This is a genomic window from Desulfothermus naphthae (assembly GCF_054657475.1).
Genome location: NZ_BAAHYQ010000001.1, coordinates 471,276 through 486,590 on the forward strand (window position 1 = coordinate 471,276; position 15,315 = coordinate 486,590).

20 protein-coding genes and 1 tRNA gene are annotated in these 15,315 nt (G+C 32.6%); 14 read left to right on the plus strand and 7 right to left on the minus strand.

Translation table 11 applies throughout. From position 1 onward, the window contains the following. Window positions 1-23 precede the first annotated feature (23 nt). The 11 genes from ACYQ1E_RS02235 to ACYQ1E_RS02285 all read left to right on the plus strand — a co-directional run bounded on the left by ACYQ1E_RS02235 (window position 24) and on the right by ACYQ1E_RS02285 (window position 7,777). Window positions 24-977 (plus strand): hypothetical protein, encoded by a 954-nt coding sequence (locus tag ACYQ1E_RS02235; protein ID WP_459875053.1) that lies wholly within the window; start codon window positions 24-26, stop codon window positions 975-977. A gap of 94 nt (window positions 978-1,071) precedes the next feature. Next, window positions 1,072-1,743, plus strand: a complete 672-nt coding sequence (locus tag ACYQ1E_RS02240) for a protein-L-isoaspartate(D-aspartate) O-methyltransferase (RefSeq protein WP_459875054.1) — start codon at window positions 1,072-1,074, stop codon at window positions 1,741-1,743. Beyond that, a complete protein-coding gene (locus ACYQ1E_RS02245; protein ID WP_459875055.1) occupies window positions 1,743-2,330 on the plus strand; it encodes a lytic transglycosylase domain-containing protein in 588 nt (195 codons plus the stop codon). The genes ACYQ1E_RS02240 and ACYQ1E_RS02245 overlap by 1 nt, the downstream gene beginning before the upstream one ends. Window positions 2,331-2,348: 18 nt before the next feature. Continuing rightward, window positions 2,349-2,885 (plus strand): CDP-diacylglycerol--glycerol-3-phosphate 3-phosphatidyltransferase, encoded by a 537-nt coding sequence (pgsA, locus tag ACYQ1E_RS02250; protein ID WP_459875056.1) that lies wholly within the window; start codon window positions 2,349-2,351, stop codon window positions 2,883-2,885. Between the two features lie 21 nt (window positions 2,886-2,906). Continuing rightward, a complete protein-coding gene (locus ACYQ1E_RS02255) occupies window positions 2,907-3,989 on the plus strand; it encodes a type IV pilus twitching motility protein PilT (RefSeq protein WP_459875057.1) in 1,083 nt (360 codons plus the stop codon). Between the two features lie 32 nt (window positions 3,990-4,021). Next, window positions 4,022-5,200, plus strand: a complete 1,179-nt coding sequence (locus ACYQ1E_RS02260) for a type IV pilus twitching motility protein PilT (protein WP_459875058.1) — start codon at window positions 4,022-4,024, stop codon at window positions 5,198-5,200. A 10-nt stretch (window positions 5,201-5,210) separates the two neighbouring features. Next, entirely contained in the window at window positions 5,211-5,819 is a 609-nt protein-coding gene (locus tag ACYQ1E_RS02265) for a zinc-ribbon domain-containing protein (RefSeq protein ID WP_459875059.1), read from the plus strand. Continuing rightward, window positions 5,812-6,072, plus strand: a complete 261-nt coding sequence (locus ACYQ1E_RS02270; protein WP_459875060.1) for a hypothetical protein — start codon at window positions 5,812-5,814, stop codon at window positions 6,070-6,072. The genes ACYQ1E_RS02265 and ACYQ1E_RS02270 overlap by 8 nt, the downstream gene beginning before the upstream one ends. Before the next feature lie 11 nt (window positions 6,073-6,083). Beyond that, on the plus strand, window positions 6,084-6,362 hold the full coding sequence (locus ACYQ1E_RS02275; RefSeq protein ID WP_459875061.1) for a septum formation initiator family protein: 279 nt from the start codon (window positions 6,084-6,086) through the stop codon (window positions 6,360-6,362). 28 nt (window positions 6,363-6,390) lie between these two features. Further along, complete coding sequence (locus ACYQ1E_RS02280; protein ID WP_459875062.1) at window positions 6,391-7,194, plus strand: tetratricopeptide repeat protein; 804 nt, start codon at window positions 6,391-6,393, stop codon at window positions 7,192-7,194. A 100-nt stretch (window positions 7,195-7,294) separates the two neighbouring features. After that, on the plus strand, window positions 7,295-7,777 hold the full coding sequence (locus ACYQ1E_RS02285) for a hypothetical protein (RefSeq protein WP_459875063.1): 483 nt from the start codon (window positions 7,295-7,297) through the stop codon (window positions 7,775-7,777). A 31-nt stretch (window positions 7,778-7,808) separates the two neighbouring features. On the opposite strand, the gene ACYQ1E_RS02290 is transcribed toward ACYQ1E_RS02285, so the two are convergent. Continuing rightward, the gene (locus ACYQ1E_RS02290) at window positions 7,809-8,480 is read right to left on the minus strand and encodes a phosphoadenosine phosphosulfate reductase family protein (RefSeq protein ID WP_459875064.1); all 672 of its coding nucleotides are present in this window, start codon (window positions 8,478-8,480) and stop codon (window positions 7,809-7,811) included. 190 nt (window positions 8,481-8,670) lie between these two features. Between ACYQ1E_RS02290 and ACYQ1E_RS02295 the strand changes: the two genes are divergently transcribed. Continuing rightward, window positions 8,671-8,742: transfer RNA gene (locus ACYQ1E_RS02295), tRNA-Thr, on the plus strand. Between the two features lie 2 nt (window positions 8,743-8,744). On the opposite strand, the gene amrA is transcribed toward ACYQ1E_RS02295, so the two are convergent. Both amrA and ACYQ1E_RS02305 read right to left on the minus strand, forming a co-directional pair. Beyond that, the gene (amrA, locus tag ACYQ1E_RS02300; RefSeq protein WP_459875065.1) at window positions 8,745-9,326 is read right to left on the minus strand and encodes an AmmeMemoRadiSam system protein A; all 582 of its coding nucleotides are present in this window, start codon (window positions 9,324-9,326) and stop codon (window positions 8,745-8,747) included. After that, the gene (locus ACYQ1E_RS02305) at window positions 9,327-9,920 is read right to left on the minus strand and encodes an alpha/beta fold hydrolase (protein ID WP_459875066.1); all 594 of its coding nucleotides are present in this window, start codon (window positions 9,918-9,920) and stop codon (window positions 9,327-9,329) included. A 137-nt stretch (window positions 9,921-10,057) separates the two neighbouring features. On the opposite strand from ACYQ1E_RS02305, the gene ACYQ1E_RS02310 reads away from it, so the two are divergent. Further along, complete coding sequence (locus tag ACYQ1E_RS02310) at window positions 10,058-10,492, plus strand: universal stress protein (protein ID WP_459875067.1); 435 nt, start codon at window positions 10,058-10,060, stop codon at window positions 10,490-10,492. Between the two features lie 61 nt (window positions 10,493-10,553). Continuing rightward, the gene (locus tag ACYQ1E_RS02315) at window positions 10,554-11,810 is read left to right on the plus strand and encodes an amidohydrolase (RefSeq protein WP_459875068.1); all 1,257 of its coding nucleotides are present in this window, start codon (window positions 10,554-10,556) and stop codon (window positions 11,808-11,810) included. 52 nt (window positions 11,811-11,862) lie between these two features. Here the strand turns inward: ACYQ1E_RS02315 and ACYQ1E_RS02320 are convergent, their stop codons facing one another. The 4 genes from ACYQ1E_RS02320 to ACYQ1E_RS02335 all read right to left on the minus strand — a co-directional run bounded on the left by ACYQ1E_RS02320 (window position 11,863) and on the right by ACYQ1E_RS02335 (window position 15,311). Continuing rightward, on the minus strand, window positions 11,863-12,624 hold the full coding sequence (locus ACYQ1E_RS02320) for a hypothetical protein (RefSeq protein ID WP_459875069.1): 762 nt from the start codon (window positions 12,622-12,624) through the stop codon (window positions 11,863-11,865). Continuing rightward, entirely contained in the window at window positions 12,621-13,049 is a 429-nt protein-coding gene (locus tag ACYQ1E_RS02325) for a hypothetical protein (protein ID WP_459875070.1), read from the minus strand. Before ACYQ1E_RS02325 ends, ACYQ1E_RS02320 begins: the two co-directional genes overlap by 4 nt. 319 nt (window positions 13,050-13,368) lie before the next feature. Next, window positions 13,369-14,649, minus strand: coding sequence for a tetratricopeptide repeat protein (locus ACYQ1E_RS02330; RefSeq protein ID WP_459875071.1), 1,281 nt, complete (start codon window positions 14,647-14,649; stop codon window positions 13,369-13,371). Continuing rightward, window positions 14,646-15,311, minus strand: coding sequence for an energy transducer TonB (locus ACYQ1E_RS02335; RefSeq protein WP_459875072.1), 666 nt, complete (start codon window positions 15,309-15,311; stop codon window positions 14,646-14,648). Before ACYQ1E_RS02335 ends, ACYQ1E_RS02330 begins: the two co-directional genes overlap by 4 nt. Window positions 15,312-15,315: the final 4 nt, after the last annotated feature.

Here is a 15,315-nt window from a genome sequence, read left to right on the forward strand (position 1 = left end):
CATAAAATTAAGGAGTCGTAATTATGAAAACGAAATATGAACAATGGGATAACAAACATGTACTCTTATATGTAAGTATAGGGTTCATATTTATCTTACTTTTGTCGGTATCAATATTGATTAAAGAACCAATTGAACTTAAAAATATTGCAAGAAATTTGGCAATATCAATAGGACCGGTATGGATGTTAGGTCTACTGTATCAACACTTTCTCTTTAAAGAGATTAGAGAAGCTGCATCTGAGGCGTCGGCAGAAGCATTATTGAATCAAGCTCAACCATTGATAGATAATATTAGAAAATCAGCTCAGGAAGTCCAAACAGAAGTTGCAAACATGATGCATTTGCGTGAGTTAGGTATCGAACGTGGATTTAAAAAGAGGAAAGATGCACTACCTTTAGTATGTGAATGGTTGAGAGCAGAAAAACAGGAAATAGCATTTGTGGGAACATCACTTAGAGGACTTTTTTGGGATGAATTAGGGGATTCAGAATCAGAAGTAGGACAAGTATTAAAAGAGAGATTACAAGAAAATCCAAGAACGTGTCGCTTTAAATTCCTACTTACCCACCCTGCATTTTCTCATTTGAGACAAGACCTTGAAAGACTTCATCGGCCAGAAGATTTTCAAATCAAAATGGAAATTAGAGAATCAGTTAAGAGACTATTAAATATGGGGGCAAAACCTGAAGAAATACATTTTGTAAAAGCTACTCCAACGTGTTTTGCAATAAAAACTTCTTCCCATATGCTAATCAATCCTTATCCATTAGAGAATCAAGCCTTAGCGTCTTTCTGCCTTATTGTAGGCAATACAGAAGGACGCAATTCGATTTATTCTTCTTTTGAACAAAATCACTTCATTTTTGATAGTGCTAATTGTGAAAAACTTGGAGGTCCTGACGATGAAGACATTGATAGAGTCTTTAACCAAACGCTTGATGATGTTTTGAAAAGAAAGAGAACTGATAACTGACAGCTAACAAGTTGCTGTAGTGGATTCGCAACCCGCCTGCGCCTATGGCTTGGCGGTTGTTCGCCACTGAGCTTTGCGTTATATAGCGAAGTTTATGAAGCTAGATTTTAGGATAAGAAGAGAAAGAATGGTTAAAGAGCAGGTCATTGACAAAGGCATTAAGGACCCTGCTGTTATAGAGGCCTTGTTAAAGGTAAAAAGGCATGAATTTGTAGATGAGGCCTTGGCTGATAGGGCTTATTCAGCCGGGTCTCTGCCAATTGGATATGGCCAAACCATTTCCCAACCATATATTGTGGCAAAAATGACCGAAGCTCTTGAAGTTGCACCAGGAATGAAAGTCTTAGAAATTGGGACTGGTTCAGGATATCAGGCTGCAGTACTTGCTGAAATAGGTGCAGAAGTATATAGTGTTGAAAGGATTAAGCCCCTTTATATAAATGCCTTAAATCGAATGACCAAATTGAGATACTTTAATGTGAAACTAAAATTAGACGATGGAACATTGGGTTGGCCTGAATTTGCACCATTTGATAGAATAATTGTTACAGCTGGTGGTCCCAAACTCCCATCTATCTTACTTGAACAGCTCAAAGATCCTGGTATCTTAGTAATTCCAATTGGGAATATTCAAAGAAAGCAACGTCTCATTAAAATTATAAAAAAACAGGGTAAATATTTTAAAAAAGACCTTGGTCCTGCACAATTTGTTGAACTAGTGGGTAAACATGGGTGGATGAAAGGAGATTATAACGGGATAAATTAATGATAAGATTTTTTTCATTTTTCATCATTGTCTTTATTTTAGCATCTAGTTTTTCAAATGCAGGAACTATATATTTTTACAAGGATAAAAATGGGGTTTTACATTTTACAGACATTCCAGATAATCCCAAATACAGACCTTTTATCTCTGAATACAGCCTTATCAATAAAAATCAAATAAAAAAAATTTTAAAAAGGTATTGTCAAATATACAATGTAGATTATTACCTTGCCTATTCAATATTAAAGGTAGAATCTAATTTTAATCCCAATGCAATTTCAAAAAAAGGTGCCAAAGGCCTAATGCAGATTGTCCCAGTCACTCAAAGAGAACTAAAGATCTTCTCACCCTTTGACCCAGAGGAAAATATTGAAGGTGGAGTTAGATACATAAGAAAATTAATGGATAAGTTTGGTAGAATAGAACTAGTTATAGCTGCCTATAATGCTGGACCAAATGCAGTTATAAAATATAATGGAATTCCACCTTACAGAGAAACGAAAAATTATGTTAGAAAAGTATTAAAATTATATAAAAGCCTAAAAAAGAAAAAGAACTTTATAACCCTCTCTGAGGACGGCAATTAACAGTCCATGGAGGATATAATGCTTAATAAAGCAAACCAAATGACTTTACTTCGTATTTTGGCAATTCCCTTTATAGTGGTTCTTTTGTATTTTCCATCTAAATTTTCCTGCACCATCGCTACAATAATATTTATCCTGGCATCTGTTACAGATTTTTTAGATGGATTTTTAGCAAGAAGATATAATTTAATAAGCAATGTTGGAAAATTTCTGGATCCCTTAGCAGATAAATTGCTTATTATGTCTGCCCTTGTAATGCTCACATATTTAAGATGGGTACCTGCCTGGATATCAATTTTAATAATAGGCAGGGAAATAATGGTAACTGGTCTAAGAGCAATAGCATCAGAAAAGGGATTGGTGATAGCTGCGGATAAGTATGGAAAATTAAAAACTATATTTCAAATTATGGCGCTCAGTCCCATTATCTTCCATTACCAAATAAAGGAGTTTGACCCATCCTATTGGGGTAATATCTTGCTCTATATTGCACTTGCTTTAACTCTGTTTTCTGGTGTAAACTATACATATAAATTTTTAAAAGAAGTAAATTAAAGTTTAAAAGGGAGAATATAGATGGCACAGATTGATGCCTTTTTTAAAATGATGCATGAGGTGGGTGCATCGGATCTGCACCTATCCTCAGGGTCTCAGCCAATAATCAGACTTCACGGGGACCTGCAAAGGGTAAAATATAAAGTCCTGGAGCATGAAGAATTAAAAAAGATGCTCTATGAAATAACTCCTGAGTCAAAGGTAAAAGAATTTGAAGAGACCGGAGACATTGACTTTGCATATGAAGTCCCTAACCTGGCCAGATACAGGGCAAACTTCTTTTTACAAAGCAGGGGTATTGCTGCTGTATTTAGGGAGATACCACAAAAAATCTTGACCATTGATGAGCTGGGACTACCTCCAATCCTAAAAAATTTAACAATGCTGCCCAAGGGGCTTGTTTTAGTTACAGGTCCAACTGGAAGTGGTAAATCTACCACCCTTGCAGCTATGATCGATTATGCCAATAGAAATAGAAAAGACCACATATTGACCATTGAAGATCCAATTGAATTTGTGCATAAGCCTATTAATTGTCTTATAAATCAAAGAGAAGTTGGCAGGGACACCAGAAGTTTCAAAGCGGCCCTAAGAGGTGCATTGCGTGAAGACCCAGACATTATCCTAGTTGGTGAGATGAGAGATTTTGAGACCATAGCCCTTGCCCTGGAAGCTGCTGAAACAGGGCATCTTGTATTTGGAACATTACATACAATATCAGCATCTAAGACAATTGACAGAATTATAGAGGTCTTTCCCTCTGAGATGCAAGGCCAGATCAGGTCATCTTTAGCAGATTCCCTACGAGGGATAATTGCACAAAACCTATTTAAGAGAATAGACAAAAAGGGAAGGGTCGCTGCCCTGGAAATTTTAATAGCTACTCCAGCTGTGAGGAACTTAATTAGGGAGAACAAGATATTTCAAATCAATTCCATGATTGAAACAGGAAGGAAGTATGGAATGCAGTCTCTGGATGATGCCATTATGAAACTCCTTGAAAAAGGCATAATTGACCCTGAGCAGGCATATAATAAGGCAGTGAATAAAGAAAAATTTAGACCATTTTTATCTGAACCTCCAAAAGATTTTACAGAAGTTTAAAAAATAAAAAGCAACTCGCTGGAGATTAAAATATGTTAAGATCACAAGTAGACCATATGATAGGGCAAATTTTAGATTATGCTCCAAAAACATCGGACATAATATTCACAGTTGGTAAAAGGATCCAGGCAGAAGTGGATGGAGAACTTAGTGACATTCCAGTTAACCCAGATCCAGGAAAACTAAAGCCGTGGCAAATTGATTGCATTGTTGAATGTCTTTTAAACAGGAACATGAAGCTCTATGAAGATTTAATAAAAACAGGATCTTGTGATTTATCTTATGAACTTAGGGGGAGGTCAAGATTCAGGGTGAATGTGTTCAATCAAAAGGGCTCCCTGGCAATAGTTATGAGAAAACTCTCAATGGAACCCCCATCCATTGAACAATTAGGTCTGCCAGAAATATTCTATCAAATGGCAAAGGAAAAGTTTGGATTGATCTTGGTTACTGGTGCAACAGGGACAGGTAAATCAACTTCCCTTGCAGCTTTGATTGATTACATCAATTCTACTCAAAAAAAACATATTATTACTTTAGAAGATCCCATAGAATTTATACACCCCCACAAAAAAGCCACTATTAACCAGCGGGAGTTGGGAATAGACTTTGATACATTTGCCTCAGGCCTAAGAGCTGCCCTTCGTCAGGCACCAAAAATCATCCTTGTTGGTGAGATGAGGGACAGGGAAACTGTTGAAATAGCCCTGGAGGCTTCTGAAACTGGACATTTAGTTTTGGGCACCCTTCATACATCAGATGCTGGACAAACTGTGAACAGAATAATAGGAATGTTTGACCTTGCAGAAGAAAGGCTTATTAGGGGTCGCTTATCTGAAAGCTTAAAATATGTTGTATCTCAAAGACTTCTCCCCAAAAAACAGGGAGGACGTGTGGCTGCCTTTGAAATTATGGTAAACAATATCAGAATAAGGGATCTAATTATCAATGGTGAACAAGGAGAAAAGACCTTTTATAATGTGATAGAATCTGGTTCCACATATGGAATGATAACCTTTGATCAATATATTGCAAAACTGTTTGAAGATGACATTATAACTGAAGAAGTAGCTATGCTAAATGGCTCTGACAAGGCCAGACTTGGACAAATGATTGATAAGATCAAGGCAAAAAGAGGGGAAAAGGTCAGTGATATAGAGGGGTTAGAATTGGACTTAGAATATGAAAAAAGAATAACGGATTATAAGTAAAGGATGTTTTATGGAGATACAATGCTCAAATTGCAATAAAAAATTTAAAATACCAGATGAAAAGATTCCTAATGTGTCTAAATTTAGAGTAAAATGTCCTGGATGTGGTCATAAAATTCAAGTTGAAAGAAAACTTCACACTGAGTCTAAAGAAAGTAGTATTGATCAAGCACTTAATTTACCATCAGTTGAGCCAGAAATGCATCCTCCAGGTTCAAAGGTAGCCTTTGTATTCCTAGAGGAAAAGGAGTTCTTTGACAAACTAGAAAAAACATTAAAAGAATCAGGATATATAGTAAGCTCAGCTTCAAGTACACAAGAGGCAGTGGCAAAAATAAATCTCAACAGATATAATATGATCATAATTTCTGATTCTCCTGAGACAAAGATAATTTTTAAAGAAATAGAACTCTGGCCAGGGAATTTGAGAAGATACATAAATGTTATAGCTATAGGCACTTCAGCAAAGACATTTGATCCAAATCGAGAATTTATACTTGGGGTAAATTCCTATATTTCTACTGATGACTTTGGAAATATTGATGATTTAATCCAAGATGCAATCAAAAGACATGAAGACTTTTTAATTCCTTGGAATTTTGTCAAAAAAGATGAATAGCAAAGATATAAAAGCACGACTTTTAAAGTGGATAGATTTTATCCTTGCAACACAACCGATTTTTGCCAGGATAATAGGAAGGGAATTTTTTAAAAAGGAATATGTTTTTTTGAAAAATATTAAAAAGGATATTAACAATATAGAGATTTCTGAAAAGGAGTTTGAGAAAATAGAGTATATTGCAAAGGATTTGTGTCGAGAAATTAACAATTGTATGTTAAATTTAACAAAATTGAAATATCTGCAAAACTAAGAGGCAATAGGTTGAAGCTACTAAAAATTATTATTATCTTTCTTTTATTGGGGAATTTTTTTTTATTTTACAAAGTCACAATGTCACCAACTGGTTTTTTTAATTATCTAAAACTAAAGAACTTAAAGAAAAATTACGAAAAAAAAATTGAACTTCTTAATATACATAATATTGAGCTGAGTCAAAAAATTCAGCTTATAAAAAATAATAGGGAATTTCAGGAAAAGATAATCAGGCAAAAGCTTCACCTTGGAAGAAAAAATGAACTTATCTTTATCAGAGTAAAATAATTCCAATAGATTATTTCAGGATTAACATATGGATTTAGATGAAAGGATAAAACTATTTGAAGAGATCCTCGAGCAAGATCCCTCTTCCAAACTTTTTTTCCAGCTTGCTAAATTATATCTTGAAAAAAACAAGATAGATAAATCCATATCTACATTAAAAATGGGATTAGAAAAACATCCAGAACACATGGAGGCCCGTCTACTTTTAATAGACCTCCTTACAATAAATAATATAAACAACGAAGTCTCTTTCCATATTGAAAAAATTCAGTCTATACTCACTAAATACAGCTCTTTCTGGAAAAAATGGGCAGAATTATTATCTCAAAACAAAAATTATGATTTAGCTCTGATAATCTTTATTTTGAGCATAATATTTAAAAATGGTACTTTAGGTCCTTTAAGCGAATCCCTTTATAAATATTTAAGTGCACAGGACTTTTTAACATCCCAAAAAGAAAGACTATCTGAAAAAGAATTAATACAAGAAGAAAAGACATCCAAAGTTGAAGAGAGAGTTAAGGAAATTCAGACAATTACAAAAGATCAGACGAGTGAAGAAATAGAATTTAAAACCAAAACCATGGCCGATATATTAATGGCTCAAGGGGATTATAAAGGTGCCATTAATATTTACAGGGAACTTTTAGAAAAAGAAACTAATGAAACAAAAATAGCTGAACTCAAAAAATGCTTAAAAGAAGCTAAAGAAAAACTATCCCTTTTACCAACTGTCAGGCAACAGAAAAAAACAAAAGATAGGGCAAAAAAAAGGAAGTTTTTAAGGTCCTTAAAAAAATTGGCATCTAGATTAGAAGCACGGGCAATTTAGTCTTTCTTTAACAGGACCACATTTTTTTCTTTGTTTATAATCTTCTTTTTTGTGGTCAAATATATAAATAAATTAACAATTTAAATTAAGGAGGCTAGAAATGGACGTAAAAATAATAAGCACAGAGGAAAAACCATTGCTTGACAGGGGATATGTAATCTCTATTGTTATTAAAAATTTTAAACAAAGAAAAGATGTTGAGGTGCATCTTTTCAGGCCTAAATGGGACGTGGAAGAATATTCCCGATATGATTGGCCTGATCTAATTGGAAATCCATTGCCTGGTGCAAAACAAATCGATCCAATATCCAGTAGAAAAGTATTGCTTGAAACCTTTAATGAAGAGGAGAAGAATATAATAGTTGATTACTTAAAAAAGAGATATAAAACCAGATTAAAGGAAATCAGGATATCTATTATAAACCTTCCTATTCCACTTGGTCTTGTTGGGCTCAGTGAAATTGAGCCTCAGGGAGATATTGGGATAATTGAATTCGAAAAAATCCCAAATTACCCCTTAGACTTTCCTTTTCACGGTCTTTATAATTTGGCCAGGCATGAAAAAATAAATAATTTGCCTTAACTATATAATTAAGGCAGTACATTTCTCTAGCTCAAAAATACCCTAACGAATGGAGTTTCTCTAGCTCTTGTTCTTTTTTAGGATTTCTACCTGACCTTTCTCCTTTGGTGGCCTTATTTGTACATGGAATACAGTCAATGGATCTGTATCCCATGTCATATAAGGAACAATAAGGGAGATTATTTTTTATGTGATAGGCCCAAACATCTGATTCTTTCCAATGTACAATAGGATTTACTTGAAGGTATTGGGGCTCTTTTTTGTGCTCTAACCAACTCACATTTCTGCGAGACTCATTCTCATCGCGTCTTACACCAGTTAAAACCACTTTTATATCAAGATCACTAATTGCCTTTTTCAAAGGTTTTATTTTTAAATCTCTACAACATAAAATAACATCTTCCTTTGGATATTGTTTTAAATCCACATCTGGTTTTATAATGGTAAGATTAAAATTATATATCTTACTAAAATTCCCCATAAATTCCCTGATTTCAGGAAAGGTAAATCCTGTGTCTATAAACAGGACTTTTGGTGTTAATTTAATTTTTTTCTCCTTTAAAAATTCTAAAAATAAATGCAATACCACTGTTGAGTCCTTTCCTCCGGTCCAGCTAACATATAATTTTTCCGGACCCTGTTTTTTCAAAATTTCACTTAAATACCTGTAAGAGATCTCTATTTTTGAATCTAAATTGTCCATAAGTCCCAACCCTATTTCACTTGCTTGTTCTATGGGTCATTCTCAAAAAAATTGTCCTTATTTTTTGGTAGACGTAAAATTGGCAACAAGCTGGATGCATATTGGGTGCAAAAGTGCGCCCAATTGACCCTAAATTCTCTCATTTACTTTTTTTTAAAAATCAGGTATAAATCTCCCTCTATATGATTTTGCCGGGATAGCTCAGTGGTAGAGCAGCTGATTCGTAATCAGCAGGTCGTGGGTTCAAATCCCATTCCCGGCTTTTTACTCCTCCTCAAAGGCCTGTACTTCATAAATAAAAACATCTATATCGTCATCCATCCACCCGTTAGGAGGAAGACCTGCTTTCATTGATAAATGAGTTAAAAATTCCTTTTTTTCAGAGAGCTGTTCCCACACTTGGGGTAAGAAAGTAGCCTGATAAATTCCTTTTTTTAAAATTACTCCATGTTTATGGGGTATCAATTTGTCTAAAAGGTCCTGATATCCATTAAAATATAAGGGTGTTGGGTTTGTTAGTACTGAGACCTCTATTTTAATTTCTGGATATTCTGCCTTTGAGAGAGGAGGAAATCTGGGATCATTAAAAGCTGCATTAATAGCATTTTCTTCAACCCCTTTAATAAGGGGCAAAATAGGTTGAATGTGACCAATACATCCTCTTAGTTGACCTCTTTTGTTTAAAGTTACAAATACTCCTCTTTTTTCCTGAAATATCTCTTTATTTAAATCCTCTTCTGAAATGTCCTGATTTGATTTTCCAAACAATCTTTGTTCTATTGCCCTTCTAGCCACTTTTAGAAGTATTTTTCCCTCTTTGTCACTCAATTTTAGATGTTGGCTCATTTAAAATACCTCCAAAATAAAATTTATTAATTCTCTGTGAAATGTATCAGGATCTTTTAAATAACATGGGTGGGGACCATCTTTTATTATAACAAGTCTGGAATTTGGGATATTTTTTTCTAAAAAATGTGCATGTTTAATGGGAGCCAAGTCATCCTTTTCTCCCCACACAATCAATGTAGGCACATTAATTTCCTTTATACGGTGTGCATTCTCTTCTATTCCAACAGTACCAACCAATACCAAGGCCCTGGGAACATCTTTATATTTAAAATAAAAATTCAATGTTATTCTACCCCCCATAGAGGGCCCAAGGATGACTGGAGACTCAATATCTAACTTTTTTATAGTATTCTCCAAAACATCTATCTGTTCCATAATACAATAAGGAGAATCCCCAAAACCCGGCATATCCATTGCTACAACTCTATATCCTGCTTGGGCCAAAACTTTAATTGTCCCTAAATCCTTCCATGTCTGAGCCTTAAATTTCGCGCCATGCAATAGGACAATTGACTTTTTGCTTTCATTGTTTGCAGAGAGTGTATTTATTTTGCACTCCTCCACATCTACATATTTTTTGATTATTTCCATAAATTCCTCCTCTTTTTTCCAAGTTAATCATTTTCTTTACTTATTGAAAATTGTAATGTATATATGAAAGTTGTATTAATAAATTATAAGTATATTCATCACATTAGTCAAAGAATAAAAACAAGTGAGGTAAAATTATGGCAGATATTAAAAAGATTTTATGTGCAATTGATTTTGGTGAAATGACATCCAAGGTAATAGATTATGGTAAAACATTAGGTGGTTGTTTAAATTCAAAAATATACCTTATTTATGTTGTCCATTCTCTGGATGCCATTGAACAATTTTCAGTTCCCAAAAGTTATAGAGAAGAATACGAAAAACAGATGATAGAACAGGCCAAAGCCAGGATAGAAGATTTAAAAAAAGAATTTTTCTCTGACATGGATGTTGAATTTGTTTTAAAAATCGGAAATCCTGCCAAGGAAATTTTGAGTTTTATAGAATCTAAGAACATAGATTTGGTGGTTATTGGTGCTATAACTAAAAAAGATATGGGAGAATTTTTATTTGGTTCAGTTGGAGAAAAGATAATCAAACTATCCAAAGTTCCCGTGGTAGTGATTAAGTAATTTCAATAACTCTTTTTCTTTTTAAAACCAACTGGATTTTATATGAAAAGGAGCCTTTACCATGAGCATTTTAATAAAAGATGTATTATTAAATAATGAGACAGTTGATGTGTTTATTGATGATGGAATATTTAAGCAAATAGGAAAAGACCTTGATGTTGAGGCAGATAATGTGATTTCAGGCAAGAACAAGGCAATAATCCCTTCTTTTTTCAATGTGCATACCCACGCTGCAATGACTCTTTTAAGGGGATATGCTGACGATTTGGACCTTCACACCTGGCTTAACAAACATATTTGGCCCTTTGAGAGGAAGTTGACTCCTGATGACGTTTACATTGGCACAAAACTGGCGTGCCTTGAAATGATAAAAACTGGAACCACATTTTTTTGTGATATGTACTGGCATGTTGAGGCAATAGCTCAAGCAGTTGATGAAATGGGAATTCGTGCTGCTCTATCCTCTGCTTATGTAGATTTTGATGACCCTAAAAAAGGTGAATATTTTCAGAAAATGAATATAAAATTTTTTGATTCTCTGCCCAAAGTATCTTCAAGAATAATGTTTATTATGGGCCCCCATGCAATTTATACAGTCTCGAAAGATTCTCTTGAGTGGATCAGAGATTTTGCCGAGGAAAGAGGACTTTATGTCAATATCCATGTGGCAGAAACAAAAAAAGAAATGGAAGATTGTTTAAAAATTAGGGGTACCACCCCTGTTAAATTCCTTGACGATATTGGATTTTTAAATGAGAGGTGTATCCTTGCCCATGTAATATGGGTAAATGATGATGAAATTAATATATTAAAAAAGAGAAATGTAAAAATAGCCCATGTTCCCGCATCAAATATGAAATTAGCTTCAGGTTCTTTTAAATTTGACGAATTCATAACTAAGGAAATAATTGTTGGAATTGGAACTGATGGCTGTGCCTCAAACAACAACTTAGATATGTTAGAAGAGATGAAAATCGCAGCATTAAGAGCTAAGATGGCCTCAAATAATCCCACTTCAGGCAAAAGTGAAGATATTTTTAAATGTGCCACAAAAAACGGAGCGTTAATTTTTGGAATAGATGGTGGAGAAATAAAAGAAGGAATGGTTGCTGATTGTGTTTTAATAGATTTAAACCATCCGCAAATGATTCCATGTCATAACTTGATTTCTAATTTGGTGTATGCTGTAAATGGAGATATTGTAAATACCACTATTTGTAATGGCAAGATACTCATGCAAGATAGATATGTAAAAGATGAAGAAAAAATAATAAAAACAGCCAAAAAACAGGTAAAGGCTATACTTGATAGATTATAAAAAACATTAAAACAGCTCTGTATTAACTTCGTGGCCTCATTACAGAGTTACCTCATCCTATCACATATATTAATAGTCCAAATATAAACATAAATGTGCCTAATAAATAAAAGAAAATGCCATAATCTTTTTTTACAGTAAGAACTACATATTCTTTTGAACTCATGCCAGAGGTTATTTTAGGAGAAAAATCCCTCAGATGAAAACTATATATTTTGTATATTCCAGGAGAATTTATACCTATGGTTTTATAAATAGTATTTTTAAACCCCTCTATCTTGATCTTTGCATTGCATGAAATTGCTCTTTTGTCCCAGAAAAATAGTCTCTTTGTATGGGAATATTTAATATTTAACTCCTGCAAACTTAAACATATATTGTTAAATACACACCTTTTTATATTTGGAACTAATATTATTGTATTGGTTTTAGAAAATAAATAATTTATTAAAAATCCCAATAAAATTAAAATCACTGCATAATGCATAATATGTGGAGATAATCTGCTCAATTTATTTTTGTAGGATGTTCTAAATATAGAAATAATCTTTTGAGTTGTACATATAAACATATTAATACAAAACAAAAGTAAAAAAAATAAAAACAAGAAAAAATAACATGTATATTTCATATATGATAATCCATAGGTCTTTGCCCATTCAATTAACCCAATATTATTAATAGGTGCAAAAAGATGAGGATAATTTTTAATTAAAAAATATAAAATCCCTCCATTAATAACAATACCTACTATAAGATATACACTAAGATAGACATTTCCCATTATATCCCATAATTTTTTGATATTTTTCATGGCAAAAATCCTGGAATGGTAAATGGTCCTGTCTCAGGATATATGAAAAAGATGAAAATAATAATCATTCCCCCTAAAATTATAAAATCTTTCTGATGAAGATTAATTTTCTTTAATAAATACAAATGTAAAAAACCAATGAAATAAAACCATATAGTAATACAGGAAAATACAGATGCATCTTGTAAAACAACTGGAGAACCTGAGTTTAAATATGACCATATCTCTCCTGAAAACATGGAAATAGTCTGAAAAAATATCCCCCATTTAATCTGGTTATTTATTATTGATTGTTCAAAAATTGCATTTTTTGATGCCAGCCTTTGAAGAGAAAGAATTCCACAAAGGAGATAAAAACTAACACCTATTATTTCACAAATAAAAAACAAAAAGGCAAAAATAGTCTTTGTTTGTAAAAAGGGCAAATAAAAATCTTTTGGAAAAAAACAAAAAAGCAAAGATAAAAAACAGGAAACAGAACTAATATATAAAAGGGACACATTTTTGTGTTTGTGTTTTAGAAATAATAAACACACAAGGGAATAGGTGAGTGGAATGAATCTCGATTTCTCAAATAAAGGAACTAATGGGATGGTATGATACAAACATATAACAACAGAGAAAAAATTAAGAAATATTGCAATAAAATAAAACAAATAGCAATATCTGTTGCTTTTGAACCAAGCCCATATAAAAGTTAATGTATAAAATATAGATGCCCAATTAAATAGCAGCTTCTCCATATTAAATACCATTTTTTGCCATGTTAGAGATTTCCCTTATTAAACTGATTACATGTTTTTTTAGTTTTTTATCCTTTTTTGCCATTTTAAGAAATTTTTTTGCTAAAGTATATTTTTTTGCATAAAGTGCACAATATCCAGCCATTAAATAGGCCCTATATGGCTTGTTAGATAATTTAGCAGCCTTTACATATGCATTCATTGCTTGTTTAAATTTTTTTTGCCTATATAAAATCTCTCCTTTTAAAAAATATATCTCATATGTTTTTTTTAATTTTAGTGCCTTTTCTAAAAAATAAAGCGCCCTTTTATTATCATCCAATCTTAGGTAACATCTTGCCAGAGTCAAATAAATATCCTTATACTGCCCAGGGGATAGTTTTGCGTAAAATTTAACTGCCTCTCTTGGAATATCTAACTGCATAAATAAATCTGCAATTAATTTTTTTTCTTTTTCTGTATAGGGCTTTAAATATCCCTTAATTATAAGTCCAGCTAAAGCATCTTTATACCTATTTTCATTTAAATATATATTAATTAAATAATCCCACCATTTTATCTCAGATGGGTCATTTTCTAAAATTTGCAAAAGATATTTTCTTGCTGCACTAAATTCTTTTAATAAAATATATAACTGAATCCTTATTTCTTGATATTGCTTTTTATCTTTTATTTTTGACTCTGATAACAATATTACATAAGTTAGTGCCTCTCTATATTTTTTTAAATCCAGCAAGATATTAACATATGTCTTAATCCATTCATATTTGTTTCTATTTTTATTAATTATATTTTTTAGGACTTTATATGCCATAATTTTTTTTCCAATAAGATAATAACATAGACCTGTGTTATATAAATATTCAACATTTTTGGAAATATTATATGCTATTTTAAAATATGTGGCAGCATTTTTATAATCTTTTTCCATATAATAACATGATGCCAGCATTACATATACATCTTTATTTTTTAGATTTTTTTTTGCAAGAGGTGTTAATACTGGGATTGCCAGATTATATTTTTTTTGCATCATATATGCATTAGCAAGATAGATGAATACCTCAGGATGTACTTTTTTGTTTTTTTGTGTGTAATTTTTAAGTATATTACTTGCCTTTTTATATTCTCCTTTTTGCATATATTTATATGCTTGATTTAACAACTTTATCTCACTTAAAGACAAATCCCTGGCAAAAGATACATGGACATAAAAGAAAAGACACCATATAAATATTACTAAACACAAGAAAGATATTTTTGATCTAAATGTATAGTTCATTGTTCTAATTTATATTTTATTGTAGTTTCAACAATAACCCTTATTGGAGTTCCATCTACTGTTGGAGGTTTAAACTTCCACTTTGAAATAGCATCTATAGTGCTTCTCTCAAAGATACCTTTTGGTTTTGCCTGAATAATCTTTATATCTTTGGTATTGCCATGTTCATCCACAATAAATTGCACCTTTACCCATCCTTCAATTCCAAGCATCCTCGCCCTCATGGGATAGAGAGGCCGTAGTCTTACAACAGGCATAAGTGGGTTGTCTAATTCTTGTATGGAATAAATACCCTTTACATGGGGTGGAGGTGGCAATAAAAACTTTTCTGAAATATTTATCCCAGCGCTTTGGGGTAATTTAAAATTCACCTTAAATGGCAAAAAAGGACGAATCCTCTTTGTCACATTTTTTTGAAAATTCATTTTCACCCTCAGAGTCTTGACCTTGTGTGGTTTGTGTCTTTGAGGTGGTTTATTCATCCTGTGCTTATATCTTTTTTCCCTTACTTTTACCACATCTATTGATGGAACATATGAGGTATAACTTACCTTTTTGGGGCTGTAGGTTACCATCATACACATGAGATATATGAAAAGGAAATTTATAATAAGGGCAAGTGCAGTGGCAACAGGCCAGGAAGATTTAAATTGTTTATACATCATA